The 26992-nt window shown below is 70.1% G+C and carries 30 protein-coding genes and 1 pseudogene; 24 read left to right on the top strand and 7 right to left on the bottom strand.

Features of this window, described 5'->3' with window-relative positions:
• Window positions 1–5: 5 nt before the first annotated feature.
• From RN743_RS05715 to RN743_RS05690, 6 genes are all read right to left on the bottom strand, one after another.
• Window positions 6–791 (bottom strand): MerR family transcriptional regulator, encoded by a 786-nt coding sequence (locus RN743_RS05715; protein WP_310777384.1) that lies wholly within the window; start codon window positions 789–791, stop codon window positions 6–8.
• Between the two features lie 89 nt (window positions 792–880).
• Entirely contained in the window at window positions 881–2170 is a 1290-nt protein-coding gene (locus RN743_RS05710; RefSeq protein ID WP_310777381.1) for a HEAT repeat domain-containing protein, read from the bottom strand.
• A gap of 7 nt (window positions 2171–2177) precedes the next feature.
• A complete protein-coding gene (locus RN743_RS05705) occupies window positions 2178–3770 on the bottom strand; it encodes an Hsp70 family protein (protein ID WP_310777379.1) in 1593 nt (530 codons plus the stop codon).
• Between the two features lie 72 nt (window positions 3771–3842).
• Window positions 3843–4496 (bottom strand): energy transducer TonB, encoded by a 654-nt coding sequence (locus RN743_RS05700; RefSeq protein WP_310777377.1) that lies wholly within the window; start codon window positions 4494–4496, stop codon window positions 3843–3845.
• 145 nt (window positions 4497–4641) lie between these two features.
• Window positions 4642–5763 carry an NAD(P)/FAD-dependent oxidoreductase gene (locus RN743_RS05695; RefSeq protein WP_310777374.1) on the bottom strand — a complete coding sequence of 374 codons (1122 nt, stop codon included), beginning with the start codon at window positions 5761–5763 and terminating at the stop codon, window positions 4642–4644.
• 7 nt (window positions 5764–5770) lie between these two features.
• Entirely contained in the window at window positions 5771–6166 is a 396-nt protein-coding gene (locus RN743_RS05690) for a rhodanese-like domain-containing protein (RefSeq protein ID WP_310777372.1), read from the bottom strand.
• A 178-nt stretch (window positions 6167–6344) separates the two neighbouring features.
• On the opposite strand from RN743_RS05690, the gene RN743_RS05685 reads away from it, so the two are divergent.
• The 17 genes and pseudogenes from RN743_RS05685 (at window position 6345) to RN743_RS05615 (ending at window position 20105) form a co-directional block, all read left to right on the top strand.
• Window positions 6345–6791, top strand: a complete 447-nt coding sequence (locus RN743_RS05685; protein ID WP_310777370.1) for a VOC family protein — start codon at window positions 6345–6347, stop codon at window positions 6789–6791.
• Window positions 6788–7600, top strand: coding sequence for an ankyrin repeat domain-containing protein (locus RN743_RS05680; RefSeq protein WP_310777367.1), 813 nt, complete (start codon window positions 6788–6790; stop codon window positions 7598–7600). Before RN743_RS05685 ends, RN743_RS05680 begins: the two co-directional genes overlap by 4 nt.
• A gap of 77 nt (window positions 7601–7677) precedes the next feature.
• The gene (locus tag RN743_RS05675; RefSeq protein WP_310777364.1) at window positions 7678–8028 is read left to right on the top strand and encodes a PadR family transcriptional regulator; all 351 of its coding nucleotides are present in this window, start codon (window positions 7678–7680) and stop codon (window positions 8026–8028) included.
• Window positions 8012–8722, top strand: a complete 711-nt coding sequence (locus RN743_RS05670) for a hypothetical protein (RefSeq protein ID WP_310777361.1) — start codon at window positions 8012–8014, stop codon at window positions 8720–8722. The genes RN743_RS05675 and RN743_RS05670 overlap by 17 nt, the downstream gene beginning before the upstream one ends.
• Before the next feature lie 14 nt (window positions 8723–8736).
• Window positions 8737–9516 (top strand): hypothetical protein, encoded by a 780-nt coding sequence (locus tag RN743_RS05665; protein WP_310777357.1) that lies wholly within the window; start codon window positions 8737–8739, stop codon window positions 9514–9516.
• Window positions 9517–9709: 193 nt separating this feature from the next.
• Entirely contained in the window at window positions 9710–10888 is a 1179-nt protein-coding gene (locus RN743_RS05660) for a hypothetical protein (RefSeq protein ID WP_310777356.1), read from the top strand.
• 105 nt (window positions 10889–10993) lie between these two features.
• Window positions 10994–12172: a membrane dipeptidase gene (locus RN743_RS05655; RefSeq protein WP_343218995.1), complete on the top strand. Its 1179-nt coding sequence runs from the start codon at window positions 10994–10996 to the stop codon at window positions 12170–12172.
• A gap of 2 nt (window positions 12173–12174) precedes the next feature.
• On the top strand, window positions 12175–13677 hold the full coding sequence (locus RN743_RS05650) for an amidohydrolase family protein (protein ID WP_310777350.1): 1503 nt from the start codon (window positions 12175–12177) through the stop codon (window positions 13675–13677).
• A gap of 180 nt (window positions 13678–13857) precedes the next feature.
• Window positions 13858–14148, top strand: a complete 291-nt coding sequence (locus RN743_RS05645) for a hypothetical protein (RefSeq protein ID WP_310777347.1) — start codon at window positions 13858–13860, stop codon at window positions 14146–14148.
• Window positions 14145–14330 (top strand): hypothetical protein, encoded by a 186-nt coding sequence (locus RN743_RS05640; RefSeq protein WP_310777345.1) that lies wholly within the window; start codon window positions 14145–14147, stop codon window positions 14328–14330. Before RN743_RS05645 ends, RN743_RS05640 begins: the two co-directional genes overlap by 4 nt.
• Window positions 14331–15527: a dicarboxylate/amino acid:cation symporter gene (locus tag RN743_RS05635; RefSeq protein ID WP_310777341.1), complete on the top strand. Its 1197-nt coding sequence runs from the start codon at window positions 14331–14333 to the stop codon at window positions 15525–15527. It begins immediately after the preceding gene.
• A 31-nt stretch (window positions 15528–15558) separates the two neighbouring features.
• On the top strand, window positions 15559–16734 hold the full coding sequence (locus tag RN743_RS05630; RefSeq protein WP_310777338.1) for an aminotransferase class V-fold PLP-dependent enzyme: 1176 nt from the start codon (window positions 15559–15561) through the stop codon (window positions 16732–16734).
• A 65-nt stretch (window positions 16735–16799) separates the two neighbouring features.
• Window positions 16800–17003 carry a type II toxin-antitoxin system HicA family toxin gene (locus RN743_RS05625; RefSeq protein WP_310777335.1) on the top strand — a complete coding sequence of 68 codons (204 nt, stop codon included), beginning with the start codon at window positions 16800–16802 and terminating at the stop codon, window positions 17001–17003.
• Entirely contained in the window at window positions 16952–17212 is a 261-nt protein-coding gene (locus tag RN743_RS16000; RefSeq protein ID WP_343218993.1) for a type II toxin-antitoxin system HicB family antitoxin, read from the top strand. Before RN743_RS05625 ends, RN743_RS16000 begins: the two co-directional genes overlap by 52 nt.
• A 640-nt stretch (window positions 17213–17852) precedes the next feature.
• A pseudogene (locus tag RN743_RS15995) lies at window positions 17853–18122 on the top strand (amidase family protein); the annotation flags it as partial.
• An 82-nt stretch (window positions 18123–18204) separates the two neighbouring features.
• Entirely contained in the window at window positions 18205–19068 is an 864-nt protein-coding gene (locus RN743_RS05620) for an amidase family protein (protein WP_343218992.1), read from the top strand.
• On the top strand, window positions 19065–20105 hold the full coding sequence (locus tag RN743_RS05615) for a GntG family PLP-dependent aldolase (protein WP_310777333.1): 1041 nt from the start codon (window positions 19065–19067) through the stop codon (window positions 20103–20105). Before RN743_RS05620 ends, RN743_RS05615 begins: the two co-directional genes overlap by 4 nt.
• Before the next feature lie 22 nt (window positions 20106–20127).
• Here the strand turns inward: RN743_RS05615 and RN743_RS05610 are convergent, their stop codons facing one another.
• Window positions 20128–21234 (bottom strand): AI-2E family transporter, encoded by a 1107-nt coding sequence (locus RN743_RS05610; protein WP_310777329.1) that lies wholly within the window; start codon window positions 21232–21234, stop codon window positions 20128–20130.
• A 170-nt stretch (window positions 21235–21404) separates the two neighbouring features.
• On the opposite strand from RN743_RS05610, the gene RN743_RS05605 reads away from it, so the two are divergent.
• From RN743_RS05605 to RN743_RS05575, 7 genes are read left to right on the top strand one after another with little or no spacing between them, the layout of a single operon-like run.
• On the top strand, window positions 21405–21830 hold the full coding sequence (locus tag RN743_RS05605) for a cobalamin B12-binding domain-containing protein (protein WP_343218994.1): 426 nt from the start codon (window positions 21405–21407) through the stop codon (window positions 21828–21830).
• A gap of 8 nt (window positions 21831–21838) precedes the next feature.
• A complete protein-coding gene (locus RN743_RS05600; protein WP_310777323.1) occupies window positions 21839–23449 on the top strand; it encodes an acyl-CoA carboxylase subunit beta in 1611 nt (536 codons plus the stop codon).
• A complete protein-coding gene (locus RN743_RS05595; RefSeq protein ID WP_310777320.1) occupies window positions 23446–24918 on the top strand; it encodes an acyclic terpene utilization AtuA family protein in 1473 nt (490 codons plus the stop codon). Before RN743_RS05600 ends, RN743_RS05595 begins: the two co-directional genes overlap by 4 nt.
• On the top strand, window positions 24915–25253 hold the full coding sequence (locus RN743_RS05590) for a hypothetical protein (protein WP_343218991.1): 339 nt from the start codon (window positions 24915–24917) through the stop codon (window positions 25251–25253). The genes RN743_RS05595 and RN743_RS05590 overlap by 4 nt, the downstream gene beginning before the upstream one ends.
• Window positions 25254–25280: 27 nt before the next feature.
• On the top strand, window positions 25281–26069 hold the full coding sequence (locus RN743_RS05585) for an enoyl-CoA hydratase/isomerase family protein (RefSeq protein WP_310777313.1): 789 nt from the start codon (window positions 25281–25283) through the stop codon (window positions 26067–26069).
• Between the two features lie 2 nt (window positions 26070–26071).
• On the top strand, window positions 26072–26758 hold the full coding sequence (locus RN743_RS05580) for a hypothetical protein (RefSeq protein ID WP_310777309.1): 687 nt from the start codon (window positions 26072–26074) through the stop codon (window positions 26756–26758).
• A gap of 4 nt (window positions 26759–26762) precedes the next feature.
• The gene (locus RN743_RS05575) at window positions 26763–26951 is read left to right on the top strand and encodes a hypothetical protein (protein ID WP_310777306.1); all 189 of its coding nucleotides are present in this window, start codon (window positions 26763–26765) and stop codon (window positions 26949–26951) included.
• Window positions 26952–26992 lie beyond the last annotated feature (41 nt).

The following is a 26992-nucleotide window of genomic DNA, read 5'->3' as shown; positions in this document are numbered from 1 at the left end:
GCGCATCACTCACGCTCACGGTTTCTCCAGCGGGCTTCGTTGGCGCGGATCGCGTCCTGCACGAATACGGCGAGCCCCTCCCCGCGCTTCTCGAAGTACGCCTCGAAGCGCGCGTCGGCGGTGTACATGTCGGCGAGGTTCCGGTGCATGCCGTGGCTGCACGGATAGAACCAGCGGTCGATGTGGCGCCGGTGCTCCTCGGCCAGGTCCATCGCCGCGCGTCCGGCGGCCTGGGCGCCCTCCGCCATCAGCGCGGCCAGCCCGGCCACCACCGTCTCGCCCTCCTCGGTGATCCGCGCCCAGTCGTCCTTGCCGTACCCGCGCGTGCGCCGTATCGACTCCGCGTAGGCCTCCGTGCCGCCCCAGCGCCGCTCGACCTCCTCCCGGTACTGCTCGTGATCGAACTCCTCCAACCCCTCGAACATCTCCGTCCTGTCCATCTCCGTCTCCTCATCCATCGCCCTCAGGGCCCGGTCGACCCCTCGGATGATGCCGTCGGTCCTCCGCTGTCGTTCCCTGAGCAACTCACGCTGCGCCTCCAGCGCGCTCCGCCGGTCGTAGGCGGGGGCGTCGAGCAGCCGGCCGATCGCGTCCAGGCTGAACCGCAGCTCGCGCATCAGCCGGATCTGGCGCAGCCGCTCGAGGTCGTCGTAGGCGTAGAGCCGATACCCGTTCTCCGCCCGCCCCGACGGAACGAGCAGCCCGATCCGGTCGTAGTGATGCAGCGTGCGCACCGTCACGCCGGCCAGCCGCGCGACCTCCCCCACCGTATGAAGTTGCCCGCTTTCCATGCGCCCACGGTAAACCCTTACGTAACGTCAGGGTCAAGACGAGCAGATCACGGCTTCGAGGAGTCGGGCGAGGGGCCTCACCGTTCGACTCAGGGGGCTGGGGAGCTGCGGGGGAGGGTGCCGGGGTCGGGGGCCGGGGCCTGGGCGGAGCGGGGGAGGGTCTCGACTTCGACGTCGGCCGCGCTGGCGGCGCGTGGGAGGGCGGCGCGTGCCTCGAGCTTTCCGATCGCGGCGGAGATGGCCTGGCCCAGGTCGTCGCGCGTGCCAGCGCTCCTGTGCACCTCGCGGAGCCGTGGGAGCGCTTCCACGGCGTGGATCTCGGCAAGGGCGTTCGCGGCGTGCGCGCCGGAGGACCCCCCGAGCGCGTGGCCGAGCGCCGCGACGATCCCCGCCCGGTGTCCGCCGTCGTAGGCCTTGAGACGCCCGAAGTCGCCGCCGAGCGCCGCGCCCACGGTGACGACCAGCTCCGCCTCGCCCAGTTGCCGCAACGCCTCGGCGACCCCGTCGCGGAATCGCAGGCCGGCGGCCTTCCGCGCGTCGCCGAGCAGCGGGACGAGCGGCCCGATCGCGTCGGGGTGCCGAATCGCCGCGAGCGCCTCGACCGCCCGCAGCCGGAGCACCGCGTCGTCGTCCCAGAGGACATCCGCCAGGGCCGGGATCGCCGCCGGGTCCCCGAGCCGTCCGAGTTTGGCGGCCGCGTCGCGCCGCGGTCGGTCTCCCTCCCAGAGGACGTACTTGTCCATGATCTGGCCCCCGGGCGAGCCGAGCCGCCGGATGTGGACCGGGACATCGTCCGGCTGTGCCTTTCCGTTGTGGCAGACGTGCCGCAGGATCTCGCCGAAGAGGTCGAACAGGGCCCGGAGTTGCGCGAGGTCCTTGATCGCCCGCTCCGCCCGGAAGTGGAGTTCGTCCACCCCGTCGGGGAACCTGCTGAACCACCCGGCATGACCCTTGACGGACAGGTGGATCTTGGGCTGGACCTGGATGCCCGCCCGGATCTTCCGGTTGTCGAAGAGCCGCCGCAGGCGTCGCGGCGCGTTGCCCTTGATCACGAAGTCCCGGTCGAACCGGGGATGGCCGACCTCGATGTCCTGCAGGCCCATCGCCTTCCCCAGCCCGCTCAGGAGGCCCGCGCGGTAGATCTCGAACCGGAACCCGTCCGGATTGAAATAGGGCGCGCGGAGTCTTGTGAACGTCTGGTTCGTCTTGCCGTCGCCCGACGTGAAGGTGTCGAGCGTGAGGATCCAGTCGCCGGTGCGGGCCTGGACGGCGAACGGGTTGAAGAGACCGCCTTCGTGGAACTGCCCGTCCACCTCGCCCGCGAGCTGCCGCCAGACGTCTCTCCGCCTCGGTCCGAACAGGGCTTTGAGGAAGTTCATCGCAATCTCATCGCAGTCTCACCACGGGGTGCCTGACTTTCAGGTCCGTCTTCCGGTGCAGGTCATGTACGGTTACACACAGCCAGCGGTTTTCGTCCACCGAGTACGTGACGCGCAGCCGGGGCGCCGTGCCTCTGCCGGGCGGGTCCAGCGGGAGGGCGGGGTCCGCCTCGTTGAGGCACAGGCAGAACGCCCGCTCGCCCGCGGTCCGGGGCACGAAATAGCTGGAGCCGTTGCTGCGCTCCGTCCAGTCGATCGGGCGTCCGGCCACGCGTCCGACCTCGCAGATGAAGAGGTTGATGTGCCGCTGGCCATCTCGGCCGGGGGCGTAGTAGCGCGTCGCGAAGTTGTCGACCGTAGGGAAGCACGTGCCGCCGGGGATGAGCAGTTCGTACTCGGCGTCGGCATCGTCGTCGGGGAGGACGCGCAGCGCGTAGTCGTGGTAGATGAAGTCCTCGACGTGCGCGCCGCCGGCGAAGATGCATGCGCCGCGCGCGACGGCCGCGAAGGGGAGCCATTCCCGCACCTTCTCCCGGCCGAGCACGTCGCCCACGACGTTCCGCACCTCCGGCAGCAGCGTCGACCCGCCCTCGAGGATGACATCGTCGATGCCGTCGGCGAGGATCCCGTGCCGGGCGCGCAGCTCGGCGAGAAGCGCGTCGAGCAGTTCCCGGATCCGCACGTACAGGCCGTTCGCGGCGAGAATGTCGTTCAGGACGGGATAGTCGAGCTTCCCGTACGACTCGTTGCGGAAAGTGAAGTCACCCTCGTTCCCGGCGCTCGCGAGCAGCTTCACGCGCTCGGCCTCCCAGCGGAGCGCGACCTCCCATTCGGGCCAGTCGTGTAGCGCCGTGGGGACGAAGCGCTCCAGGATCCAGCCGTCGACGTCGTCCCCGCCGAGTTCCACCGCCTGCTTCGCCAGCACCTCCGCGCGCCCCGTCTCCACGGTCTGCGCGCCGTGGGTCCTCACGACGGCGGCCTCCATCGATCCGCCCCCGAAATCGAAGGCGACGAGCGTGGTGGGGCGTCCGACATCCACGCCGTAGCCGAGTGCGGCCGCGACGGGCTCGTCGAGCGTCCGGAACACGATCCCGGCCGGCCGCCGCCGAAGCCGCGCCCACACGCGCGCCCACCAGCCGCGGCGCTTCAGGCGCCGGACGATCGCCTGCAGTTCGGCCCGGTACGTCTCGTAGAAGCCGCTCGGCGTGGCGATCGTGAGGTCGGTGACTTCTTCCCCGAACCGCGTCTCGAGGGCGCCGATGACCTCCCGCAGGAAGAGCGCCGCGATGTCCTGGGCGGTGAAGGCCCTCCCGCCGGCCCGCGCCAGGGCCCGGCCGCTCTCCGTGCCGAGGTAGCGCTTGAAGCCGCGCGCGAAGCCGGTGGCCTGTCCGTCCCAGTTGTAGGTGACCGCCGCCTGCCCGATGAGGACTTCCTCGCCGTCCCCGTCCATGACGCACGCGCACGACGGAATGACCGGGGTCTGCGTGACGGGCTCCAGCTTCGCGAGGTCCGGCAGGTTCACGATGTGCGGCCGCCCGGACCGGTCTTCGCAGATGGTGGTGTTGGACGTCCCGAGATCGATGGCCCAGTGGGTCGACATGCGCAGCATTCTGCGCCGGTCGGGGGGGCAGGGGAAGGGAGGGAGGCTCCCGTCCGCGCCCGGGCGTTGGCGCTAGTTCACGCGGAACGTCACCCACTGCGAGACCCAGACGGCGGTGGCCCTGTCGCGGCTCTTCGCCGGACTGAACCGCATCGCCGGAACGACCCTGCCCGCTGCCTCGTCGAGGAGCGGATTACCGGAGGACGTCTTGACCTCGGATCTCTCGACCCGGCCCTCCTCCGACAGGTAGATCCACAGTTCGACGCGCCCTTCGATGCCGGCGTCCATCAGCGCCCGCGGATATTCCCGTTCCAGCACTTGCAGGACGTCCGCTCCGTTCAGCAGCACGGGGGGCGTGTCGTAGGGGATCAGGATCGGACGCTCCGACGGGTCGGGGGCCCGGGGACGCGGAGGCAGACCCCTCGGGGCCCGGTCCGGGACCGTGGGCGCGATCGTGATGTCCGGGGAAATGTCGACGGTGGAAACCCTCGGCGTGGCGGGACGCGCGATCGCTTCCGGCGGGGGCGGAATCCTCACCTCCGGCGGGAGCCGGATCGACTCGATCTCGTTCGCGACGGACCCCAGGGCCGCCGCCTCGAACGGCCGCACGAGGACGAAGAGCCCGATGTGGAGAAAGACGGCGACCAGCAAACCGATCCGTGTGAAGTTCGTACTGGCGCGCTTGAACCTGTCGTTCGCCGTGAGCCGAATGCCGGTGTCTTCCATCAGAATCACCTCCCGGTTCCCGCGGCCCTCCCGAGGCCCGCCACCGTTCGCCCCTCCGGTTGTCCCCACCCCCCCAATCTCATTGACGGACGTTCCCGCGGGAACGTCACATGGGCGGTTCCATCCTGCCGGGCCCGTGGGAGGCCTACCGGGAGCGGTGGAAGAACACCCCTTCGGCCAGTCTCCGGAACAGACTCCGGCTCAGGAGCCCGGCCTGCAACGCGCGCGCCACGGGAAGGTGGTCGAATCCCCAGCGGGCGACGCGTTTCAGGGCGTGGTTCGGATACGCGCGGCGCACGACCTCGCCGGGGTGGGGAGCGCCTGGGCGGTCGCCGCCGGCTCCGGGGCCGCCTCCGCCCAGGTGGTCGGTGATCGCGTCGGCGGCGAGCTTGCCGAACCGGTAGGCCTGGTGAATGCCGCCGGCGGTGAGCGGCGACACCATTCCGGCCGCGTCTCCGACGAGCAGGACCCGGTCCGCATAAAAATTACGCAGCCGCCCCCCGATCGGGATGACGCCGCCGCGCTTCTCCAGCACGCGTCTCCCGGCCAACCCGAACAGCCCGTCGATCTTCTCGCTGAACCGGCGCAGGTCGGCGCGGCGGTCCCGGTGGAGCGCCAGCCCGACCTGCGTGGCCCCGACGCCGGGCACGACCCACCCGATGTAGCCCGGCGCGCACTCGGGATCGATGAAGCAGTGCAGGCAGTCGCCGTCGCCGCCTCGGAACTCGTACTCCCACTCCACGCCCTTGAGGAGCCGGCGGTTGCGGTCCAGTCCGAAGCTCTCGGCCACCCGGGAGCGTGCCCCGTCGGCCCCGACGAGGAACCGGCACGTCACGCCGGAAGCCGGGCCTGAGCCCGCGAGCGTCAGCGGGCTCGAGCCCTGCGTCGACACCACGCCCTCGAAGGGAGCGCCGAAGCGGACCTCGGCGCCCGAGCGGCGCGTCTCATCGACGATGTGGCGGAGAAGCCCTGCCGTATCCGTCGCCATGAAGAAGTAGGAGTCCCGCTCCAATTCGACGAAGCGGTGGCTCGGATCGTAGACCCGGACGCGCTGGATTCGGCGGACGAGCGATGCCGGGGCGGCCCATTCCTCCCACGCCTCCTTGACGAGGATCCCGGTCGTGTGGATGCGCTCGCCCGGTTCCGACTGCCGCTCCAGGACGAGCACGGAGAGCCCGCGCTCCGCCGCCCGCCGCGCGCAGGCCAGCCCCGCGAACCCGGCCCCCACCACGACAAGATCGTAGTCCGCCGACTCCCGCGACCCCACAGCGGGTTCAGCAGCCGCAGGCGATCTCGGTGCCGGCGCGGGCTTCGGCGCCCTCGGTCGCGTGGCCGTCGCGCTTCCACCAGTCGAGGCCGCCCATGAGTTCGCGCACCTCGAACCCCAGGCTGAGGAGCTTGAGCGCGGTCTTCGTGGAAGCGTTGCAGCCGATGCCGTCGCAGTAGCAGACGTAGAGCCTCGACCGGTCGAGCGACGCCGTCGTCTCGGCGCTGATCTCCCGGTGCGGAAGGTTCACGGCGCCGGGGATGCGCTCGCGGGCGTACGCTCCGGCGGACCGGCCGTCGATCACGACGACGGGATCGTCCCGGTCCAGCGCTTCCTTGAGGTCCCACGCGTCGGTCTCGAAGGCAAGCTTCTGCCTGTAGTGATCCATCTGGGCGGTGTTCATGGTTCGCTCCGATTTCATCTGGAAGGTTCCCGAAGGAGGTGTGGGCGCGGGCCAGCCGGCTGCGGGGGTCACGCTCCTACTACCGAAGAGCATGAGCTGGTGCAAGTGCGGGCCAGGTGCGGGCCGGTGGCTGTCGCGCGGAGTTGTCATAACTCGCGATGATCGCCAACCTTGAGCCATGCAAACAACGAGGAACGTCTTTATCAACCTCCCGGTGGAGGATCTCGCTCGCGCGCGGGCCTTTTTCGCCGCTCTCGGTTTCGCCTTCGATGACGATTTCAGCGACGAGGCGACGCTCGGGATGGAGATCAACGGGAACTGCTACTGCATGCTCGTAACGCACGAGCGGTTCTCCACTTTCACGCCGCGACCCCTCGCGGAAGCTCGGGAGGCGACGGAGGTCCTGGTCTCCCTCCAACTGGAGAGCCGCGAGGAGGTGGACGGCTTCATGGAGACGGCGCTCGCGCACGGGGCGGACGAACCGCGGGAACCGATGGACTACGGCTTCATGTACGCCCGCGCCTTCGCGGACCCGGACGGGCACATCTGGGAACCGTTCTGGCTCGATCTCGAGGCGGCCCTCGCGGCCGGCCCCGTTGATGTCGACGAGGAGGGCGCCTCGTGACGGAGGCAACGCTGTTGTCGACGCTCCTTGCTCTTCCCGTTCTGGCAGCGGTCGGCGTCGCGCCGGTCCAGGCGCCGTGCGAGGGCTGGTTGACCGGGCCGTTCTGGGAAAAGGCGGATCCGGGGGCGGTGAGGGCCTGTCTTTCCGCCGGATACAGCGTCGACGACCGGTCCGCCCCCAATGAGGCCACGCCCCTGCATTGGGCGGCGCGGTTCAGCGACGATCCCGACGTGATCGGCACGCTGGTCAGGGCGGGTGCCCGCCTGGAAGCCACGACGCGCGCGCGTCTGACTCCCCTGCACTGGGCGGCCCGGTACAACCGGAACCCGACAGTCGCAGGGGCGCTGCTGGAATACGGGGCGGACGCATATGCCGAGACGCGACACGGCCGTACACCCCTTCACCTCGCCGCGCTGGTCAACGAGAACCCGCTCGTCGTGGATACGCTCGCCGGCGTGACCGACGTCAACGTCCGGAAGCACAACGGAGGGACGCCGCTGCACGACGCCGCCAGAAGAGTTCGGGACGGCACCATGGGGAACCCGAATCCCGCCATCGTGGACGTGCTGATCAGGCGCGGCGCCGACCTTTCGGCCGAGACCATGGGCGGCCTCACCCCCGCGGGGAGGGCCAGGGACGAGCGTCTGGCCGAGCTGCTGCGGGAGGAGGAAGCGCTCCTGGAGGCGGTACGAGCGCAGTTCCTTCAGTCGGTGGCGATGAGATGCGCCGTGGCGGTCCTCATCCTAGGCTTGCTGGGATACCTAGTCGCGCGATTGCGGAGAATGCGCCCCCGAGTCTCGGGCGCTTGAGAGCGAGTTGCCGCGCTTCGCCATGCATGATATGTAGTTATTCAACCTACGTGGCACTTCTATATGTCGAAAGGTGGATGAAGAACTCGATCTACAAGGAGCTGGTGGCGGCTTCGTCGCGCCCCTTGGTGCTCTCGATCCTCGCCGGTCGAGACACGTACGGCTACGAGATCATCAAGCAGGTGAAGCGGATTTCCGGCGGCGACCTGGAGTGGTCGGGCGGGATGCTCTATCCCCTCCTGCACCGGCTGGAGAAGGACGGCCTCATCGAAGGCTACTGGGAACCCGCCGAGGATGGACGACCGCGCAAGTACTACACGCTGACGACCCGCGGGCGGCGCCGGTTGGCCACCGACCGGAAGAGCTGGCGGGCTGTGTACGGAGTGCTCGAGTTATCCTGGCGAGGCGGCGATGTCCCGGCTGGATGACGAGATCCGGAACTGGCGCAGGGGTCTGGCGGCCGGGGGTCGGTTCTCAAGACGCGAACTGGCTGAACTCGAGGACCACCTGCGGGCCCACGCGGCCGACGAACGGGCGCGGGACGCCGCCCCGGGCTCCGCCGCCGGAGTCGAGGCTGCCGCCCGGGAAGAACTGGGCGACCCGACCGTACTCTCCCGCGAGTTCGCGAAGCAGGACGCCCCCGCGTGGCGAAGCCTCCTGCTGGCGGGGTGGGGGCTGTACGCGCTGTCGCTGATACTCTCGGACTTCGGCACCGTGGCATTCGAGCCGTCGCAACCGGACTTCAGGATGGCGGTCTCGTGGCAGGAGCTTCTGACGCCCGCCCCGATCTCCGTTTGGATCCTCGGGGCGTTCACGGCCCTGGTCATGGCGTCCACGTCGCTGGCCTTTCGGCGTGCCCGACGCTCGGTCGACGCGTGGGTGAGACACGTCCTCGTCGCCGTCGGCGCTTCAGCGCTTGGACTGGGAATGCTGAGCCTCCTCCGACCTATCCCGATCGCGGTCGACGCCGAACTCGTCGTGTACGGGCACCTGGGCCCGACCTATTGGGCGTGGTCGGCCTCCTTCGCCCTGGCGGGCTGCGCCTTGTGGCTGCGGGAGCGCGAGTGGCTCTCCCCGCCGCCGAAGGGCTCGCCGATGGACCCGAAGCAATCGCTGGCGTAGCCGGGCGTCGACGAATGATCGGCATCCTCGCGGACACGCCTCGCGATGCGGAGCTCATGCGACGGGCCGTCGTCGGCGGTGCTCGCGTAATCCACGCGGCGAACGACCTCGCGGCCACCGACCTCGAGATCGAGTGCCTGGTGTTCAGCAGCCGCAGCGGGCTCCTGGAGGAGAGGATCTCGCTCCTGCGTGAGGTCGAGCGGAAACTGCCGTGGGTTCCGGTCATCCTGGTGACGGACCGAAGAATCTCCATCGCGCGTCTCCTGAGCAGAGTGCAGGTGGCGGATCTCGTCTGGTTCGAGGATGTCGATCGCCAGCTCGCGTCCCGCATCGAGTCCGCACGCGGCGGGTCCGCGCTGCTGCAGATGGCGGAGAAGATGCGGCGGTCGACGGCGCCGCCGGCCCTCCGTTCCGCCGTGGCTCACGCCCTTCGGGAGGCCCGCCGCACGCCCGTCCGCAACGTGCAGGAACTCGCGGCGGCGGTGGACTGCTCTCCCGTGACGCTGTTTCAGCAGTTTCAGGCCCGCGCCCGCGGCCGGACGACGTTCAACCGGCTCCTTGGCGCGCTCGCCATCCTCCGGGCGCAACAGGTTCGAGCGACCGGCGCGAAGTGGAAGCAGGTGAGCGCGCAACTTGGACTCCCGCGGGAGACCCTCCGCCGGAAGGCGCAGAGGTGGCTGGGCTGCAATCTCCTCGAGCTTGAACGCATCCCCCCCAACCAGCTCCTCGCCGCCTTCGCCATGGAGCATTTCGCCCCGCTCCTCGACCCGCCGCCGCCAGACGGCGGGAACTGACGCGGGTCCGCGGCCGACCGGCCGCCGCGCCCCCTGAGCAGACCCATCCGATCTGTGCCGCAACAGTCCGCTGTGACTCCTATTTCATAGGGTTGCGTCCTGTTCCGCCGTCACGGTCGGATGCAGGTTTTGACCTCTCGACCGCCCCAACCGGAAACCCTGCCGACACGCTGCCTCCGGCGACACGACGAACATGCATTTCTCTCTGCAGCTCGAACCGCAGAACTGGCTCGCGGAAGGCAACCTGTATTGGATCCTCGGTATCGCACTGCCCGTGCTGATGGTCGGCATGGCGGCCGGCACGATTTCCGTCAACTCCGCGACGCACCTGTCCAATGTTCGGCGGGCGAGCCGTAGGCTCGAGTCGTGGTTGACGCTCAGCGACAGGGCCACGGAGGAAAGGGCGGTGGTGCGCCACGCCTCGACACGCGGCGCCGGCGCCGCATTCAGCCGCTCCTATGCACGACTGTGGCTGCTCCTCCGGGTGCAGCTCCCCCGGCGCAGGTATCTCGACGACGTAGAGACGATTCGAAGACGCAACCGCAAAGCGTTCATCGACGCGCGGCTTGCCGCCCTCGAGAGGCAGACAACGCCCGAACGCAGAGACGTCGGATCTCTGGTCTCCGGCCTGCGGAACCGCATCAGGGTCATCCGCATCAGAGTCATCCGCGACAAGGGCGTCCGTCAGGCCCTCGCCATCGGTGTCGCGACATCGGTCGTGGCATTCGCCATCGCGATGACGCAGGCCCCAGCGGTTGCGGCCGGACTTGCGGAGTACGGTCCCGCAGCCGCGGCGCTGGCGATGTTTCTACTGCTCGCCATCGTGTACGTCCTGGGCGGGGTCCTGCTGCGGTGGTGTCGAGCGGACCGGCACACCGCGATCGGGGCGTTCGCCTGGGGAAGCTCCATTCCGCTTTTTCTGGGCGTGAACGCCCTCGGGTTGAGCGCGCTCGGGATGCCCGACAACGACAGGCTCTACCATCCACTGACCGTCGGCCTGGCGGCGATCTGCATGGTGATGATGTTCGCAGTACGGGAAGTCCTGTACCATCGATACCGCGCCATGGCGACCGCCACGCACGAGGACCACGCGAACGAGTATCGCGCCGTCGGCGAAACACTATGGTTCGCTTCCGATGGTGGCCGCCTGGAAGCGTGGCTGCAGATCCGGATCGGCGTCTGCTACACCTTCGTCGTCATCCACCTCCTCGTCCCCCCGATCCGCGAACTGGCGCTCTGTGGAACGATGTGCGGAGACCTGGTCGCAATCACCGCGATCGCCGCGACGACCCTCCTCGTGCCCCTCGCGGCGCTGTTCATGGACGGAAGAACCCGAATTTCCCGCACGCGGAGTGCCTGCGCGTCCCCTTGATCCTACTGTACGGGACCGTGCTATAACCGATGCGGTTTCGCGGCTTCGCCGGAGAGCGAACCCGGGAGAGCGACGGAGGAGCCTGTGATCCGGGGTATGGAGACGATGGAGACCACGAACGCACGGAGCCTGGGGCGGCGGGCCTTTCTCGGGGTCGGAGCCGGACTCGCGCTGGCGGCTACGGGAGTCGGGGGTCGAGTCTGGGCGGCGGGACGCCGGGGGCAGGCCGATCCGTTTGTTGTCAACATGCTGGGGGGAATCCGGAACCCGAATCGGCGGGGGTCGCGGGGGCCTCTTGGTGGCGATCCGGAGGACGGGCCGCTCACGCTGGATGAGCGGGCGCTCTCCGACGCCCTTGCCTCGGGGACGGCCGCCGTCAACACGACGATCGGGTACGTGGCGGGGCTGCAGGAGCCGTTCGAGTACTCCGTCGCGGAGGTGGCGCGCTGGAACCGGATCATTCGGAACCATCCGGACGTGCTCCTCAAGGTCCGGGCGGCGAGCGACATCGAGCGTGCCGCCCGCGACGGCCGGGTCGGCGTCATCCAGGGGTTCCAGAACGGGGCCATGCTGGGGGAGGACGCGGGGCGGGTCGGCGTCTTCGCGGGGCTCGGCGTCAAGATCATCCAGCTCACGTACAACGGCCCCAACCAACTCGGGCATGGGTCGATGGTGCCGGAGAACGGGGGGCTCACGGACTTCGGGCGGGATGTGGTCGCCGAACTCAACGCCACGCGGACGCTGGTGGACCTGAGCCACAGCGGCGAGCGGACCTGCCTGGACGGGATCGAAGCCTCCGCCGCGCCCGTCGCGATCACGCACACCGGCTGCCGGGCGGTGACGGACCTGCCGCGCAACAAGACGGACCGGGAACTGCGGCTCGTCGCCGAGGGCGGCGGGATCGTCGGGATCTACTTCATGCCCTTCCTCGCGGCCGACGGTATGGCCGTGGCGGAGGACGTGGTGCGGCACATCGAGCACGCGGTGCAGGTGTGCGGCGAGGAACACGTCGGGATCGGCACCGACGGGGGGACGACGGCCGTGGACGATCTCGACGCGGCGTACGAGGCGGCGCGCAGGGAGGTCGAGGCGCGGCGCAGGGCGGGGATCAGCGCGGCGGGGGAGCGCCCCGGCGTCGTCCCCTTCATCCCCGACCTTCAGGGCCCCGACCAGTTCCGGAAGCTGGCCGGCATGCTCGCCGCGCGCGGACACTCGTCGGAGCGCATCGAGCGAATCCTGGGACTCAACGCGCTGCGCGTCCTGCGCGACGTCTGGGGAGAATGAGGATGTGGAGACGGGCCGCGCGCAGGCCGCTGGCATGGTCGGCGGCGATGGTACTCTGCGTGCTCGCCGCCCCCCTCGCGGGCCAGTCGCGGAGCGGGGAACCGCCGCGGAATCCGAACGCGGAGTCCGAGACGACGATTTACGAGGGCGTGGCCATCCTCGACGGCACCGGCGCGCCGCTCATGCGGGACATGTCGATCGTCGTGCGAGACGGACGGATCGCGGCGCTCGCCCCGACGGACGGACTGTCGCTCGAAGACTGGCCCGAGGCGGAGGCCGAGGATGCGCGGGGGCTGTACGTCATCCCGGGACTCATTGAGAGCCACACGCACCTCGCCACGCGCGCGGATCGGGCGGCGGCCGAGTTCGAACTCAACCGCTTCATCTACGGCGGCGTGACGACGGTCCGGGACATGGCGGGCGATGTGCGGGCGCTCGCGGAACTCCAGCGGGCGGCGCTGGTGGGCGAGATCCCGGCGCCGGACATCCACTACGCGGCTCTGGTCGCGGGCGAGTCCTTCTTCGTCGACCCGCGCACACGGTCCTCGTCGATGGGAGAAGTGCCTGGGCGCGTGCCCTGGCTGCAGATCGTCGACGACGAGACGGATCTGGCCGAGACGATCGCGCTGGCCCGCGGCACCTGGGCGACGGGGCTCAAGACCTACGCTTCGATCGAGGGTCCCCTCCTGGCGCGGATCGCGGCGGAGGCGCGGCGGCAGGGGATGCCGGTGTGGTCCCACACGCACGTCGGCCCGGCCCTCCCGATGGACGTCGCGAGGGCGGGCGTCACCTCGATGTCCCACGTGTGCAGCCTGGCGAGCACCGCGATCCCGGACGAAGTGATGGCGGAGGCGCTGGCGGGCCGCCGCTCCGGCAGGGTCGACGTGGACCTCGACGATCCCCGCATCGACGCGGTCCTCGAGGAGATGAAACGCCAGGGCACGGTGCTCGACGCGACGCTCAAGGTCGGCTTCTTCCGCGAGCAGATGACGATGGCCCGGGACAGCGCCGCCGCACCCCCGGCGCCCCCGGCGCCGAGGCCGGACGCCCCGAGACCCGACGCCCCGAGTGAAGGGCCGGACGCGCCGCCTCCCGATCCGCGCCGGCGAGGCGTCCGCGCCGCGTGCAGCGCCGAGGAGAGCATTGGCCTCACGCGCCGCGCCCATGAGGCCGGCGTCCTGATCGCGGCGGGAACCGACGCCCCGCCGGCCCCGGGCGCCGAATGGCCGGCACTCTACGAGGAATTGGCTTACTTCCACGAGCGCGTGGGCATGCCCATGGCGGACGTCATCCAGACCGCCACGCGCAACGGCGCGCTCACGCTCGGTCTCGAGGGGGAGATCGGGACGGTCGAGGAAGGGAAGTACGCCAACCTCGTCTTCCTGGAAGCGGATCCCACGGCAGGCGTCGAAAACCTCAAGTCCATACGCTTCACACTGAAGCGCGGCGGCCGCTTCGACCGGGACGAATTCGAACTCGGCACCCAACCCTCGCGCCGTCCCTGACCGCGGTCGTCGGGCCGCCCGGCCCGGGCCGCCCCTCGGCCCGCAGGAGCGGGAATACGCCCGGAGCCGGCTGGAGCGGGACATGGAGTGGGACATGGAGCGGGGGAATCTCGATGGTCTCATTGCGTCACGTTCCACGCATTCTTACGCTGTGGATCACATTAACTGTGAGGCTGTGTCATGAGGAACATCACCGTGTCCGTGGATGAAGAGACGCATCGGATGGCGCGCGTCCGGGCCGCGGAGCTGGATACGTCGGTCTCGGCGCTCGTCAGGGGATACCTGAGAAGTCTTGCCGCTGAGGATGGGGTGGCGGCGGGAGGCGACTCGCGTGCCGTGGAGACGCCCAACGAGCGCCGGCGCAGGCTTCTGAAGGAATTGCGCGAAGACATCCGTGCCACCAGCGGGGGCTTCCGGGCGTCCGAAAACATCCCTCGCGACGAGCTTTACGAGCGCCGTGCGGTTCGTTGATACGAACGTCACTCATCTATGCGGCGAGCCTTTCGGCCGAGGAAGCCGGCAAGCGCCGGGCCGCGCACGCCCTCCTGAATCGAGAAGACCTGGCCCTTTCGGTGCAGGTCCTGCAGGAGTTCTACCACCAGGTCACAAGACCCAGTCGTCCGCACCCTAATCCGTTCTCCGAAGTGCGCTGAATGAAGGTGGGGCCGGGCGGGCGGATCCTCATTGGGATGCTCGCCGGCGTCGTCCTGGGGGCGGTGCTCGGGGAGCGCGTCGGCGCGATCCAGCCGCTGGGCGACCTCTTCATCACCCTCCTGATTCTGGCGGCCGCCCCCCTCGTCTTCTTCAATCTCCTCGCGGGTCTGACCTCGCTCACGGATCTGCGGACGCTGGGGCGGCTCGCGGGCAAGACCGTCGGGTTCTTCCTCACGACGGAACTGGTCGCGCTCTCGCTCGGATTGGGCGCCATGGCGCTCCTCCGCCCCGGCGTTGGCCTGCGGCTCACGGAGACGGGGCCGGAGGCGGTCTCGGGGGCGGTGGGCGAGGCCCCGTCGGTGGGCGATGTCCTCCTCGACATGATCCCGACGAACGTCTTCCGCGCCTTCGCCGAAGGGAACGTGGTGCAAATCGTCATCCTCGCGCTGATGCTGGGGATCGCGACCATGGCGCTGGGGGCCGGCCCGCGCGCTCGCCTCGCCACGCTGTTCGAGGACCTGGCGGGGCTCTTTCGGCGGCTCGTCCACATGATCCTGTGGATCGCACCCGTCGGGATCGGCGCCCTCGTCGCGGTCACGGTGGGCCGCTACGGGGCCGACCTGATCGGCCCGATGGCCCGCTTCCTCGCGGGACTCTGGGGGGCGCAGGTCGTCATCGTGACCGGGTACATGCTCCTGCTCAGCTTCTTCAGCGACTTCCGTCCTGCCCGCTTCCTGCGCGCCACGGGTTCGCTGTGGGCGACGACCGCCGCCACGACGTCCAGCCTCGCCTCGCTCTCCGTCGGTCTGGAGACGGCCGGGCGCCTCGACCTCCCGCGCCGCGTCTACTCCTTCGTCCTTCCCCTCGGGGCGCAACTGAACAAGGACGGGACCTCGGTCATGCTCGCGGCCGTCCTCCTCTTCACGGCGCAGGCCGCCGGCGTCACCTTCTCCCCGGCGGACTTCGTCACCATCCTGCTCCTGGGCATGCTGCTCTCGCACGGGACGGGCGGGGTTCCGGGGGGCGGGTTCGTGGTCGCGCTCATCTACGTGCAGGCGCTGAACCTGCCGATCGAGGTTGCGGCGATCGTGGGCGGGATCTACCGGCTGGTGGACATGAGCAACACGACGGTGAACATCATGGGAGACATGGTCGGCACGGCGCTCGTCGCCCGCTCCGAAGCGAGGCGAGCGTGAGGCGGAGCCCGATGGCGACCCGGAGGCGCCCATGAACCCGGATGTGAGAGCGCTCTTCCCCGGCGCGCGCGAGCAGCCCTACTTCGACATCTCCGCGAACTCACTCATGGCCGAGCCGGTGCGGGCGGCCATCGAGCGTCACCTCGGGGCGAGGATGTCGGGGCGGGGAGACAAGACGGAGATGGTGGCCACCGTCAATCGCGCGCGGGCCTCCTTCGCGTCGCTGATCGGCGCGCGTCCCGACGAGGTCGCGATCACGAAGAACGTCTCGGACGGCCTCAACCTGTTCGGCGCCAGCCTTCCGTGGCGGGCGGGGGACAACGTGGTGCTGTGTCCCGCGCTCGAGCACCCGAACAACATCTACCTCTGGTACAGCCTGGTCCGCACGGACGGGATCGAGGTGCGGCCGGTCGCGCCGGAGGAGGGGCACGTTCCGGTCGAGGCGATGGCCGCGGCGATGGACGAACGAACGCGGCTCGTGACCCTCCCGAGCATCACGTTCGCCCCGGGCTTCGTCACGGACATGAAGGCGATCGCTACGGCGGCCCGCGGCGTCGGAGCGCTGACGCTGGTGGACGCGGCGCAGTCGGTCGGCGCCCACCGCACGGACGTCGAAGATCTCGGCGTGGACGCGCTGGCCGTCGCGGCGCAGAAGGCCCTGCTCTCGGTGTACGGGTTCGGCTTCCTGTATGTGCGGCGCGAGGTGGCCGAGACGCTGACGCCGGTCCACGTGGCGCGCTTCGGGATCGAACTCGACGCGCACGAGACGGCGTACTCGGACGACGAACTCCGCTTCCGACCGGGCGCGCTGCGCTTCGACGTGGGCAACTACAACTACCTCGGGGCGGCGGCCACGGACGCGGCGCTGGACCTGCTCTCCGACTGGGGCGTCGGGCGCGTCGAGCGGCACGTGCGCGGTCTGGCAGCCGACCTGGCGAACGGGTTGCTGGACCTCGGCCTCCCGGTCGTCGGCGGGAGGCCCGGCCCCCACCTGGCGCACATCGTCTCCGTTGGCGAGAGCGGCGGCGGCCGCCACTACACGGCCGACGACCCCGCCATGAACTCGCTTTACGACCACCTGACGGCCGCCGGCATCCGCCTCGCGATCCGCACCGGCATGCTCCGCTTCTCCATCGGCGCCTACAACGACAAGTCCGACATCGACCGCGTCCTGAAGGCCGCTCAAGCCTGGTGCAGCACGAATTGAGACCCCGTTGAAGAGTGATCGGACACTTGGCGCAGCCAGGAACGAACAACTGCGCGGAGAGCTCGATGCCCAAGGTGCGAGAGGCCATACGGCTCGTGACGGCCGACGGCTGGAGACTGGTCCGAACACGCGGAAGTCATCGACAGTATCAACACCCCGAGAAGCCCGGTACGGTGACCATAGCGGGTCGACCGAGCAAAGACTTGGCCCTTGGAACGTGGAGGAGTATCCTCAAACAAGCGGGAATCGGACAGGGGAGGTTGCATTGAAATACGCGGCCGTCATCGAGAAAACCACGAATGGTTACTCCGGTTATGTGCCTGACTTGCCTGGGTGCGTGGCCGCCGGAGACTCATGTGAGGAGGCGGAGAAACTGCTCCGCCATGCGGTCGCCCTCCATGTTGAATCCCTTCGAGAGCACGGAGACCCCATCCCGGAGCCGCAGACTTCGGTTGCGTCGGTCGACGTGCCGGCATAGCAACTGCGGTAGCCGCCCGGCGGCGGTCGGCCTGGCGATACCCCACCTGCCGACAACATTCCCCCAATCAACTGTACGAGCGCCGCTGTGAGGGGTGACGATCATGTCACAGGACCATCGAAGAGAAGAATCTCGAACCCTGTCCGCCGGACGCTTGGATCGGCGGGGGTTCGTGGCGTCGCTGTCGGCGCTCGGGTTGGGCGGGACGGCGCTCCCGGCCGCGCTGTGGGCGCGCACCAACCAGGGGCAGGAGGCCGTGACCCGGGCTGACGTCAGCGCCGCCGTGCGCGTCGCCGGACTCGACTTCAGCGAGGACGAAGTCGAACTCATGGTGGAGGAAGTGAACGCGATGCGGGAGCGGTACGCGCAGCTCCGCACGCTGGGGATGCCGAACTCCGTCGTCCCCGCCCTCCACTTCGATCCCGTGCTTCCGGGGACCTCGTATCCGGCCCCATCCGCGTCGACCGTCTTCCACTACACGCGTCCGCGGGGTCTCGAGCGGCCCGCGGACCTCGATGCCCTCGCGTTTTGGCCGGTGACCGACCTGGCTCAGTTGATCCGCTCCCGGCAGGTGACGTCGACGGAACTCACGGAGATGTACCTGGGCAGGCTGCGCGCCCACGGCGATACGCTGCTGGCCGTGATCGCGCTCACCGAGGACCTCGCCATGCGACAGGCGGCGCGCGCGGACGCCGAGATCGCGCGGGGCTACTACCGGGGTCCGCTGCACGGGATCCCCTGGGGTGCGAAGGACCTTCTCTCCGAAGACGAAACCCTCACGACATGGGGCGCCAGGCCGTACGAGGACCAGTACATCCCGGAAGACTCCACCGTGGGGCGGAAGCTCGAGGAGGCGGGCGCGGTGCTCGTCGCGAAGCTCACGCTGGGGGCGCTGGCGCGCGGGGATGTGTGGTACGGGGGACTGACGCGGAACCCGTGGAACCTCGAGCAGGGGTCGAGCGGGTCCTCCCGCCGGTTCCACGGCGGCCGTCGTGGCGGGGCTCGTCGGATTTGCGATCGGGAGCGAGACGCTGGGCTCGATCGTCTCTCCCTCCACCCGCTGCGGCGCCTCGGGGCTCCGGCCCACCTTCGGGCGCGTGAGCCGGGCGGGGGCGATGGCCCTCTCGTGGTCGATGGACAAGCTGGGGCCGATCTGCCGCAGCGTGGAGGACTGCGCGATCGTGCTCGACGCGATTCAGGGATCGGACGACCAGGATCCGACGGCACGCGATGTGGCCTTCGACTGGGACCCGGAGCGCCCGCTCTCGGAGCTGCGCGTCGCCTACGTGCCCTCGGCCTTCGAGGCGGAGCGGGAGGACGCGGAGTGGAAGGCGTTCGACGAGGCGTCGCTGGAGGTCGTGCGCGGGTTCGGGATCGACCCGGTGCCCGTCGAACTCCCGGACGACCTCCCCTACGACGCGATGCGGATCATCCTCAGCGCCGAGCAGGGGGCGGCCTTCGACGACCTGATCGTGAGCGGGCGGGAGGATGAACTCGTGCAGCAGGGGGAGAACGCGCGCCCCAACATCATGCGCACCGGCCGCATGATTCCCGCGTCCGAATACATCCAGGCGAACCGGGCGCGCACGATCGCCATGCACCGCTTCGCGCGGACGATGGAGGGGATCGACGTCGTCGTCACGCCGAGTTTCGGGGGATCGATGCTCCTGCTCACGAACCTCACGGGCCACCCGCAGGTCGTGATCCCGAACGGGTTTCGGTCGGAGGACGGGACGCCGACGAGCATTTCGTTCGTCGGGAAGCTGTTCGGCGACGCGGAGGCGCTGCGGCTCGCGATGGCGGTGCAGGACGCGACGGAGCACCACCTGCGGCGCCCGCCGCGGTTCGCGTCGTGACGATCGACCTCCGCAGCGACACGGTGACGCGCCCCACGGAGGCGATGCGGGCGGCGATGGCGGCGGCCCCCGTGGGCGACGACTGCTACGGCGACGACCCCACGGTGCTCGAGCTGGAGCGGCGGACGGCGGCGATCCTCGGCAAGGAAGCCGCCATGTACGTGCCGACGGGGACGATGAGCAACCAGCTCGCCCTGCGCGCGCACACCGAGCCGGGCGACGCCGTGCTCATCGGGCCGGGCGCGCACATCTGGTTCGGCGAGGGGGGCGCCCCGTCGCCGATCTCCGGGGTCGTCATCCGGCCGCTCGAGGGCGAACGCGGCATGTTCGGCGCGGCGACGCTGCGGGCGGCGCTCAACCTCGACATGGGGACCGTGCGGGCCCGCATGCAGTCGCCCGTGCGCCTCGTCTGCGCCGAGAACACGCACAACGGGGCGGGCGGCGCCGTGTGGCCGCCGGAGCTCCTGCGCGAGATGCTCGCTGCCGCGCGCGAGGCCGGCCTCGCGACCCACCTCGACGGCGCCCGGCTGTGGAACGCGACCGCCGCCACCGGCATCCCCGAGGCCGAGTTCGCGGCGGGCTTCGACACGGTGAACGTCTGCTTCTCCAAGGCGCTCGGCGCCCCGCTGGGCTCCGCCCTCGCCGGCCCGGCCGACCTCATCGAGCGCGCCCGCCGCTTCAAGCAGCTGTACGGCGGCGGCTTCCGGCAGGCGGGGATCGTCGCCGCCGGCGCCCTGTACGCGCTCGAGCACCACCGCGGGCGGCTCGCGGAGGACCATGCCCGGGCGAGAACGCTGGTTCGCGGACTCTCCGCGATCCCCGGGCTGGAAGTCGACGTTGAAGGGGTGGAGACGAACATCGTCCGCTTCCGGACGACCGCGGTCGACGCGCCGGAGTTCGCGGCCCGCTGCCGCAACGAAGGGGTGCTGCTGAACGCCTACAGCCGGCGGGACCTGCGGGTCATCCCCAACCTCCACACGACGGATGACGATGTGAGGGCGGCACTGGACATCTTCCGCGCGGCCGCCGCGGCCTAGCGCGGCTTACGGATGTGCCCGCCTAGCCTTCTTTTCCGAGCGCGACGGCGACTTCGGCGTCGATCGCGGAGGTGATCTCGTCCGAGCGCTCCGAGCCCAGCAGGACCGCGATCCAGCGGGTGGACTCGTTCGTCCCCAGCACGATGCGGAACATCACCGTGAGCGGCACCGACAGCAGCATCCCCACCGGTCCCAGGACCCATCCCCAGAAGACGAGCGAAGCGAACACGACGAGCGTCGACAGGCCCACGCTGTACCCCATGACCTTCGGCTCGATGAGGTTGCCCCACACGATGTTGACGACGAGGAAGCCGGCCGCGGCGGCGACCGCCGTCCCGACCCCGACCGTGAGCCACGCGACCAGCACGGCGGGCACGGCGGCGATGAAGGACCCGATGTTGGGCACGTAGTTCAGCAGGAACGCGAGCACGCCCCACAGGATCGGGTAGTTGACGCCCAGGAGCGCCATCAGCCCCCACACGCAGAGCCCGGTGCCGAGGCTGACGATCGTCTTGAGCACGACGTAGCGCCGGACCGCGCTCCCGACCTTCTCCCAGTTCTCCCGCGCCTCCATCGCATCCGCCTCGCCCAGGGCGACCCGCACCTTGGTGGGAAAGCTCGAGACCTCGAGCAGCATGAAGACCATCGTGAGGATGATGAGGAGCCCGTTGGCGAGGATGAAGCCGAGGTTCTCGACGAGTTCCCGCATCAGGCCGAGCATCCAGCCCGGCGAGATCGCGATGAGTTCGTCGGTGTCGAGCAGAGGCGACTGGAGCCCGAACCGCACCATGTAGTCGCTCAGCGTGGCCTCCACCGCCTCGATCTGCTCCGCGAAGAGTCGGTCGAGCTGCGCTTCCGAGCGTCCGAGTTCGACGACGGGGGTCGCCAGCAGAGTCCCGGCCACCGTGCCGAGGGCGAGGATGACGAGCACGAGGACGAGGACCGCGACGGACTTGGGAATCCGGTGGTCCGTCATCCAGCGCAGCGGCGTCGAACACAGGATGGTGAGAAACAGCGCGAGCACGAAGGAGACGACGAGCGCGGAGGCGGCCCGCATCCCGGCCACGATGATGACGAAGGCCGCCAGGTTCAGAAGGGTTCGGTGTACTCGTGTCGCGTCGTCACGCATCACACGAGGGTGCGCGCCGGAGCGGGCCGGGGCAACCCCGGAGATGGCGGGCGCCGACGCCGGATCGTCGTTGCAGCGCGCGCCTTTCGGCGGATACTTTCGACCGTCCCCTCGTGACCGAAAACTCCCGGGATGAACGTCCGGGACGAACCGCCGGGAAGAAGCGCTTGATCGAACCGAAGATCCGTGTGCTCGTGGCCAAGCCGGGGCTCGACGGCCACGACCGTGGTGCGAAGGTGATGGCGGCCGCCCTCCAGGACGCGGGGATGGAGGTCATCTACACCGGACTCCACCAGACGCCCGAGATGATCGCCGCCACCGCGCTCCAGGAGGACGTGGACGTCGTGGCGCTCTCGATCCTGTCGGGGGCGCACATGACGCTCTTCCCGCGCGTGAAGTCGCTCCTCGACGGCCAGGGGATGGACGGCGTGCTGCTCACGGGGGGAGGGATCATCCCCGCCGAGGACATGGAGGCGCTGAACGACCTCGGCGTCGGCCGCCTCTTCGGGCCGGGGACCTCGACCGCCGAGGCCGTCGACTACATCCGCGCCTGGTTCGACGAGCACGGGCGCGAAGCCTCCGCGGCGAACGGCTAGCGGCGGCGGTGGGCAAAACCGACGACAGCCGGATGGGCGCGCTCGTGGCCGAACTGCGCGAGCTCGAAGCCCGGATCCAGCGCGGCGGCGGGGAAGCGCGCGTGGCCCGGCAGCACGCCCAGGGAAAACTCACGGCCCGCGAGCGGGTCGACCTTCTCATCGACGAGGGCGGCGGCTTCCTCGAGATCGGCCTCCTGATCGCGCACGACCGGTACGACGGCAAGGCGCCGGCCGCCGGCGTCGTCACCGGGGTGGGCGAGGTCTGCGGGCGCGAGGTCGCGATCGTCGCGAACGACCAGACGGTGAAGGCCGGGAGCTGGTGGCCCGAGACGATCGTGAAGATCCTGCGGGCGCAGGAGATCGCGATGCGGTGCCGCGTGCCGATCGTCTATCTCGTGGACTCGGCCGGCGTGAACCTGCCGTATCAGGGCGGAGTCTTCCCGGGACAGTACGGCGCCAGCCGCATCTTCTACTACAACTCGATCATGCGACACTACCTGGAGGTGCCGCAGATCTCCGCCGTGATGGGCCAGTGCATCGCGGGGGGCGCCTATCTCCCCGCCCTGTCGGACGTGATCGTGATGGTCGAGGGGACGAGCTTCATGGGTCTCGGGGGGCCGAACCTGGTGAAGGGGGCGACCGGGCAGGAGGTCGAGGCCGAGGAACTCGGCGGGGCGCTCATGCACAACCGCGTGAGCGGCGTGGCGCACTACCGGGTGGAGGACGACCGCGCGTGCATCGAGAAGGTCCGCGCGCTCGTCGCCGGACTCCCCGCCGGACTGCGCCCGGACCCCGCCGCCCGACCGCGGGACGCGGCGCGCGCCGCGGAGGAGGCCTACGCCCTCCTGCCCGGCGATCACCGGCAGCCCTTCGACATGGAGGCGGTCCTGGACACGATCCTCGACGAGGGTCCGTTCGATGAGTTCCAGGCGGACCGCGCGCCGGAGATGCTCACGGGCACGGGGCACATCGACGGCTACCGCGTGGGGGTCATCGCGAACCGGCGGGGCATGTTCCGGGGCGAGGCCGGCGAACCGCCGAAGTTCGGCGGGATCGTGTACACGGAGAGCGCCGAGAAGGTGGCTTACTTCATGGAGCTGTGCGACCGGCACGACACGCCGCTCCTCTTCGTGCAGGACGTGAGCGGGTTCATGGTCGGGCCGGAGGCGGAGCAGTCCGGCATCATCCGGGCGGGCGCGCGCATGGTGGAGTCGATGGCGACGGCCCGCGTGCCCAAGATCGTGCTCACGGTCAACCACGCGAGCGGGGCGGGGTATTACGCGATGGCGGCGCAGGGGTTCGACCCCGACTTCATCTTCACCTGGCCGACGGGGCGGATGGGGGTGATGGAGGGAGAGGCCGCCGTGCAGGCCGCGTTCGGACGCAAGCTGGAGGAGGCGGCGGGCGGGGAACTGGACGAGGAGACGGCGGCGGCGATCGCACGGACCCGGGAGAACTACGAGGAGCAGCTCGATGCGAAATACGCGGCGGCGCGCGGCTTCGTGGACGCGATCGTGACCCCGGAGGATACGCGGGCGGTGTTGTCGCTCGCGCTCCGTTGCTCCCTCGGAAACCCGGGGCCGCACCTCGGACCCTTCACGCTTCCGGACCGCCTGTGAACGCGCAGCCAGGGGCGCCGGAAGCCCTCGCGCTCGAGGAGCCATCCGCCGCGGTGGGACTCGAGGAGCGGCCGCTCCCGGCCCGCGCCCGGACCGACGGCAGCCGCCGGGTGCGCGTCGCCTCCGGGCAGGGGTTCTGGGGAGACTGGCAGGAGGCGCCCAAGCTGCAGGTGCGGCGCGGATCGATCGACTACCTGATGCTCGACTACCTGGCCGAGATCACGATGTCGATCATGCAGAAGCAGCGGGACCGGAACCCGGCCGCCGGCTACGCGCGCGACTTCGTGCCCCTGATGGACGACCTCATCCACGATCTCCTCGAGAAGGAGATCCGCGTGGTCTCGAACGCGGGCGGCGTGAACCCGGAGGGGTGCCGGGCCGAACTGGGGTTCGCGTTCGCGGACGAGTCGCTGCCGCGCCGGCCGCGGGTGGCGGTGATCACGGGCGACGACCTGATGGACTCGCTCGACGACCTCCTCGCGGCGGGACACGAACTCCGCCACATGGAGACGGGCGAGCCGCTCTCCACCGTGCGCGACCGGGTGGCCGCCGCGAACGCGTACCTCGGCGCCGAACCGATCATCGAGGCGCTCGGGCAGGGGGCGGACATCGTCGTGGCCGGGCGCTCGACGGACACCGCGCTCACCTACGCGCCGCTCATGCACGAGTTCTCCTGGCCGGCCGACGACTGGGACCGGCTCGCGCACGGGGTCGTCGCCGGGCACATCAACGAATGCGGCTGCCAGGCCTCCGGCGGGAACTCGCTCGTCGACTGGCGGGAGATCGACCTCACGCTGCCGGGCTATCCCATCGTCGAGGCCGAAGAGGACGGGACCTTCGTGGTGACGAAGCACCCGGGGCTCGGCGGGCGGGTGACGTGGGAGACGGTCGCGGAGCAGGTCCTGTACGAACTGGGCGACCCGAAGGAGTACATCACGCCGGACGTGATCGCGGACTTCTCGACCATCCGTCTCCGCGATCTGGGGAAGGACCGCGTGAGGGTCGATGGCGTGGCCGGCCGCTCGCGCACGGACAAGCTCAAGGTGTCCATCGCGTACCACGATGGTTTCAAGGCGGTGGGCGCCCTGACCTACGCCTGGCCCGACGCGGTGGACAAGGCGCGGCGCGCGGACGAGATCCTCCGCGGCCGCCTGCGGCACCTGGGGCTCGAGTTCGACGAGATCCGCACGGAGATCGTCGGCGCCGGCGCCTGTCACGGGCCGCTGGCGGGCGCTCCCTCCGAGGATCTGCCCGAGGTCACGCTGCGGGTCGGCGTCCGCAGTCCGGACCGGCACGCCGTGTCGCGCTTCAGCCGGGAGATCGCGCCCCTCATCCTCGCGGGCCCGCCCACCGTCACCGGCTTCGCGGGCGGCCGCCCCCGCGTTCAGGAGGTCGTCGCCTACTGGCCCGCGCTCATCGACCGCGGCGTCGTGGAGGGCAACGTGAGAGTGGAGACGATGGAGCTGTGAGAGTGCAGTTGAGGGAGATCGCATTCGCCCGTTCGGGCGACAAGGGAGACACCGCGAACGTGGGCCTCATCGCCTTTCGCCCGTCCATTTATCCGATTTTGGTAAAGGAAGTTACCGCTGAACGTGTGAAGTATCACTTCAAGGGAATCTGCGAAGGCGAGGTCGAGCGGTTCGAGCTTCCCAACCTGCGCGCGCTGAACTTCCTCCTCCACCGCTCGCTGGGAGGGGGCGGCACCGTGTCGCTCATGCTCGATGCCCAGGGGAAGACGTTCGCCACCGCGCTGCTGAGGATGGAGATCGACGTGCCGGACCACCTCCTGAACCGGGCGGACTAGGCTCGGCGCGGGGACTCGGAGGCCCTCATGTTCGAATACCTCGAGATCGAGATCGACGACCGGACCGGCGTGAACCGGATCCGTCTCGACCGCGCGGAGCGCCGCAACGCGCTGAGCGGGGCGCTCGTGGCGGAGATCAAGGAGGCGCTCGCGCTCGCCGAGGCGGACGCCCGGGTGCGCGTGATCGGGATCGGAGGGCGCGGCCCGGACTTCTGCGCCGGCGCCGACCTGGCGGAGGTGCAGGCCTCGGTCGAGGAGGGGGTCATGGCCAGCTTGCGGGAGGCGGAGGCGCTGGGCGAACTCTTCACCCTCCTGCGGAAGCTCTCGAAGCCGGTCGTCGCGGTCGTGCACGGCCGGGCGCTGGCGGGCGGTTGCGGTCTCGCGACGGCGTGCGATCTCGTGCTCGCGGCGGAGAGCGCCCGCTTCGGCTACCCGGAGGTGCAGCTCGGTTTCGTGCCCGCGATGGTGACGGCGATCCTGCGCCGGAACCTGGGGGAGAAGCGCGCCTTCGAGTTGATGGCGATCGGAGACACGATCGATGCGGCGGAGGCGTCGCGGCTGGGTCTCGTGAACCGGATCTATGGGGACGCGGCGTTCGAGGCGGAGAGTGCCGCCTTCCTGGCCGAACTCGCGGGGCGGAGCGCGTCCGCGCTCGCGCTCACGAAGAAGCTGCTGTACGGCACGGAGGGGCAGAGCTTCGAGGCGGCGGTGGCCACCGGCGCGCGCGTGAACGCGCTCGCCCGCATGACGGACGACTGCCAGTCCGGCATCCGCCGGTTCCTGGATCGCGGGGGGAAACGGGAGAAAGGGGAGTGAGCATGAGCGAGAACGGCGCGGCTTCGGCGTTGGGGTCGGGCTTCCTGTGGCGGGTCGGGGCGCTTGGCGCCGGCGCGTCGGGCATCGTCCTCCTCGCGACGGAAGGGGCGCCGCTCACCCTCGCCGTCCTCCTGCTCATCGCGGCGCTCGCCGCGGCGGGCGTGCTGCTGGGCGGCGGCGCGCACGGCGCCGCGGTCGAGGGCCCGCTCGACCTCAGCGCCCGCCTCGGGCTCGGGTTGCTCGGCGGCCTCCTCGGGGCCGCGGTCTCCGCCGTGGCGCGCACGGTCGTGGCGACGTTCGGCTCCATCGGCGCGGTGAGCATGGGACTGACCTCCGGATGGACGGGGGCGGAGTTCCTGTCGCACCTCGGCAGCGGCGCGGTCTGGGGCCTCATGCTCGGCGTGCTCTACACCTATCTCGCCGGCTCGCCCGCCGCCCGCGGCGCGACCTTCGCGCTGGCGCCGACCCTGTACGTCGTCATCCGGCTCGGCCTCGGCGAGCCCGCGCTCGACTTCGCCAGAGGGGACCTCCCGCTGGTGTCCGCGCTCGCGCTCTATGCGGGGCGGGGCGTGTTCGCCGTCTTCTCCATCCTCGCGGTCAACGTGCTGTGGGGGGCGATCGCCGGCGCGACCCTCGGCTGGGGGGAAGCGGGCGACGAGACCCCGGCCGCCCGCCCGATCGACGAATAGCGGAGTGAACGACCCGGCGGGGGCGTCGACGGCGGGCCGCGACTGGTGGCTCCGGCTGCAGGTCGGACTCGGCCTGGCCGGGGGCGCCACGTGGTTCATCGGCGCGTTCACGGAGCAGGACTTCGTCGCCGGCGTTGGCTGCGGCCTCCTCGTCGCTGCCGTCGTCCTCCGCCTGGGGCGCACGAGAGCCTGACCCGGCCCCGGGGGTGGATCCCGCGTTGATCCCGCGTTGAC

Source organism: Candidatus Palauibacter scopulicola, assembly GCF_947581915.1.
Classification (GTDB): Bacteria; Gemmatimonadota; Gemmatimonadetes; order Palauibacterales; family Palauibacteraceae; genus Palauibacter; species Palauibacter scopulicola.
Note: the sequence above shows the minus strand (reverse complement) of the source record. Positions and strands in the feature narration are given on the sequence as shown.

Excerpts from the sequence above, each read along its gene's own strand:
- RN743_RS05715 (WP_310777384.1), bottom strand. The coding sequence starts at position 791 with ATGGAAAGCGGGCAACTTCATACGGTGGGGGAGGTCGCGCGGCTGGCC.
- RN743_RS05710 (WP_310777381.1), bottom strand. The coding sequence starts at position 2,170 with ATGAACTTCCTCAAAGCCCTGTTCGGACCGAGGCGGAGAGACGTCTGG.
- RN743_RS05705 (WP_310777379.1), bottom strand. The coding sequence starts at position 3,770 with ATGTCGACCCACTGGGCCATCGATCTCGGGACGTCCAACACCACCATC.
- RN743_RS05700 (WP_310777377.1), bottom strand. The coding sequence starts at position 4,496 with ATGGAAGACACCGGCATTCGGCTCACGGCGAACGACAGGTTCAAGCGC.
- RN743_RS05690 (WP_310777372.1), bottom strand. The coding sequence starts at position 6,166 with ATGAACACCGCCCAGATGGATCACTACAGGCAGAAGCTTGCCTTCGAG.
- RN743_RS05685 (WP_310777370.1), top strand. The coding sequence starts at position 6,345 with ATGCAAACAACGAGGAACGTCTTTATCAACCTCCCGGTGGAGGATCTC.
- RN743_RS05675 (WP_310777364.1), top strand. The coding sequence starts at position 7,678 with ATGAAGAACTCGATCTACAAGGAGCTGGTGGCGGCTTCGTCGCGCCCC.
- RN743_RS05670 (WP_310777361.1), top strand. The coding sequence starts at position 8,012 with ATGTCCCGGCTGGATGACGAGATCCGGAACTGGCGCAGGGGTCTGGCG.
- RN743_RS05665 (WP_310777357.1), top strand. The coding sequence starts at position 8,737 with ATGATCGGCATCCTCGCGGACACGCCTCGCGATGCGGAGCTCATGCGA.
- RN743_RS05660 (WP_310777356.1), top strand. The coding sequence starts at position 9,710 with ATGCATTTCTCTCTGCAGCTCGAACCGCAGAACTGGCTCGCGGAAGGC.
- RN743_RS05655 (WP_343218995.1), top strand. The coding sequence starts at position 10,994 with ATGGAGACCACGAACGCACGGAGCCTGGGGCGGCGGGCCTTTCTCGGG.
- RN743_RS05650 (WP_310777350.1), top strand. The coding sequence starts at position 12,175 with ATGTGGAGACGGGCCGCGCGCAGGCCGCTGGCATGGTCGGCGGCGATG.
- RN743_RS05645 (WP_310777347.1), top strand. The coding sequence starts at position 13,858 with ATGAGGAACATCACCGTGTCCGTGGATGAAGAGACGCATCGGATGGCG.
- RN743_RS05635 (WP_310777341.1), top strand. The coding sequence starts at position 14,331 with ATGAAGGTGGGGCCGGGCGGGCGGATCCTCATTGGGATGCTCGCCGGC.
- RN743_RS05630 (WP_310777338.1), top strand. The coding sequence starts at position 15,559 with ATGAACCCGGATGTGAGAGCGCTCTTCCCCGGCGCGCGCGAGCAGCCC.
- RN743_RS05625 (WP_310777335.1), top strand. The coding sequence starts at position 16,800 with ATGCCCAAGGTGCGAGAGGCCATACGGCTCGTGACGGCCGACGGCTGG.
- RN743_RS05610 (WP_310777329.1), bottom strand. The coding sequence starts at position 21,234 with ATGCGTGACGACGCGACACGAGTACACCGAACCCTTCTGAACCTGGCG.
- RN743_RS05585 (WP_310777313.1), top strand. The coding sequence starts at position 25,281 with ATGTTCGAATACCTCGAGATCGAGATCGACGACCGGACCGGCGTGAAC.
- RN743_RS05580 (WP_310777309.1), top strand. The coding sequence starts at position 26,072 with ATGAGCGAGAACGGCGCGGCTTCGGCGTTGGGGTCGGGCTTCCTGTGG.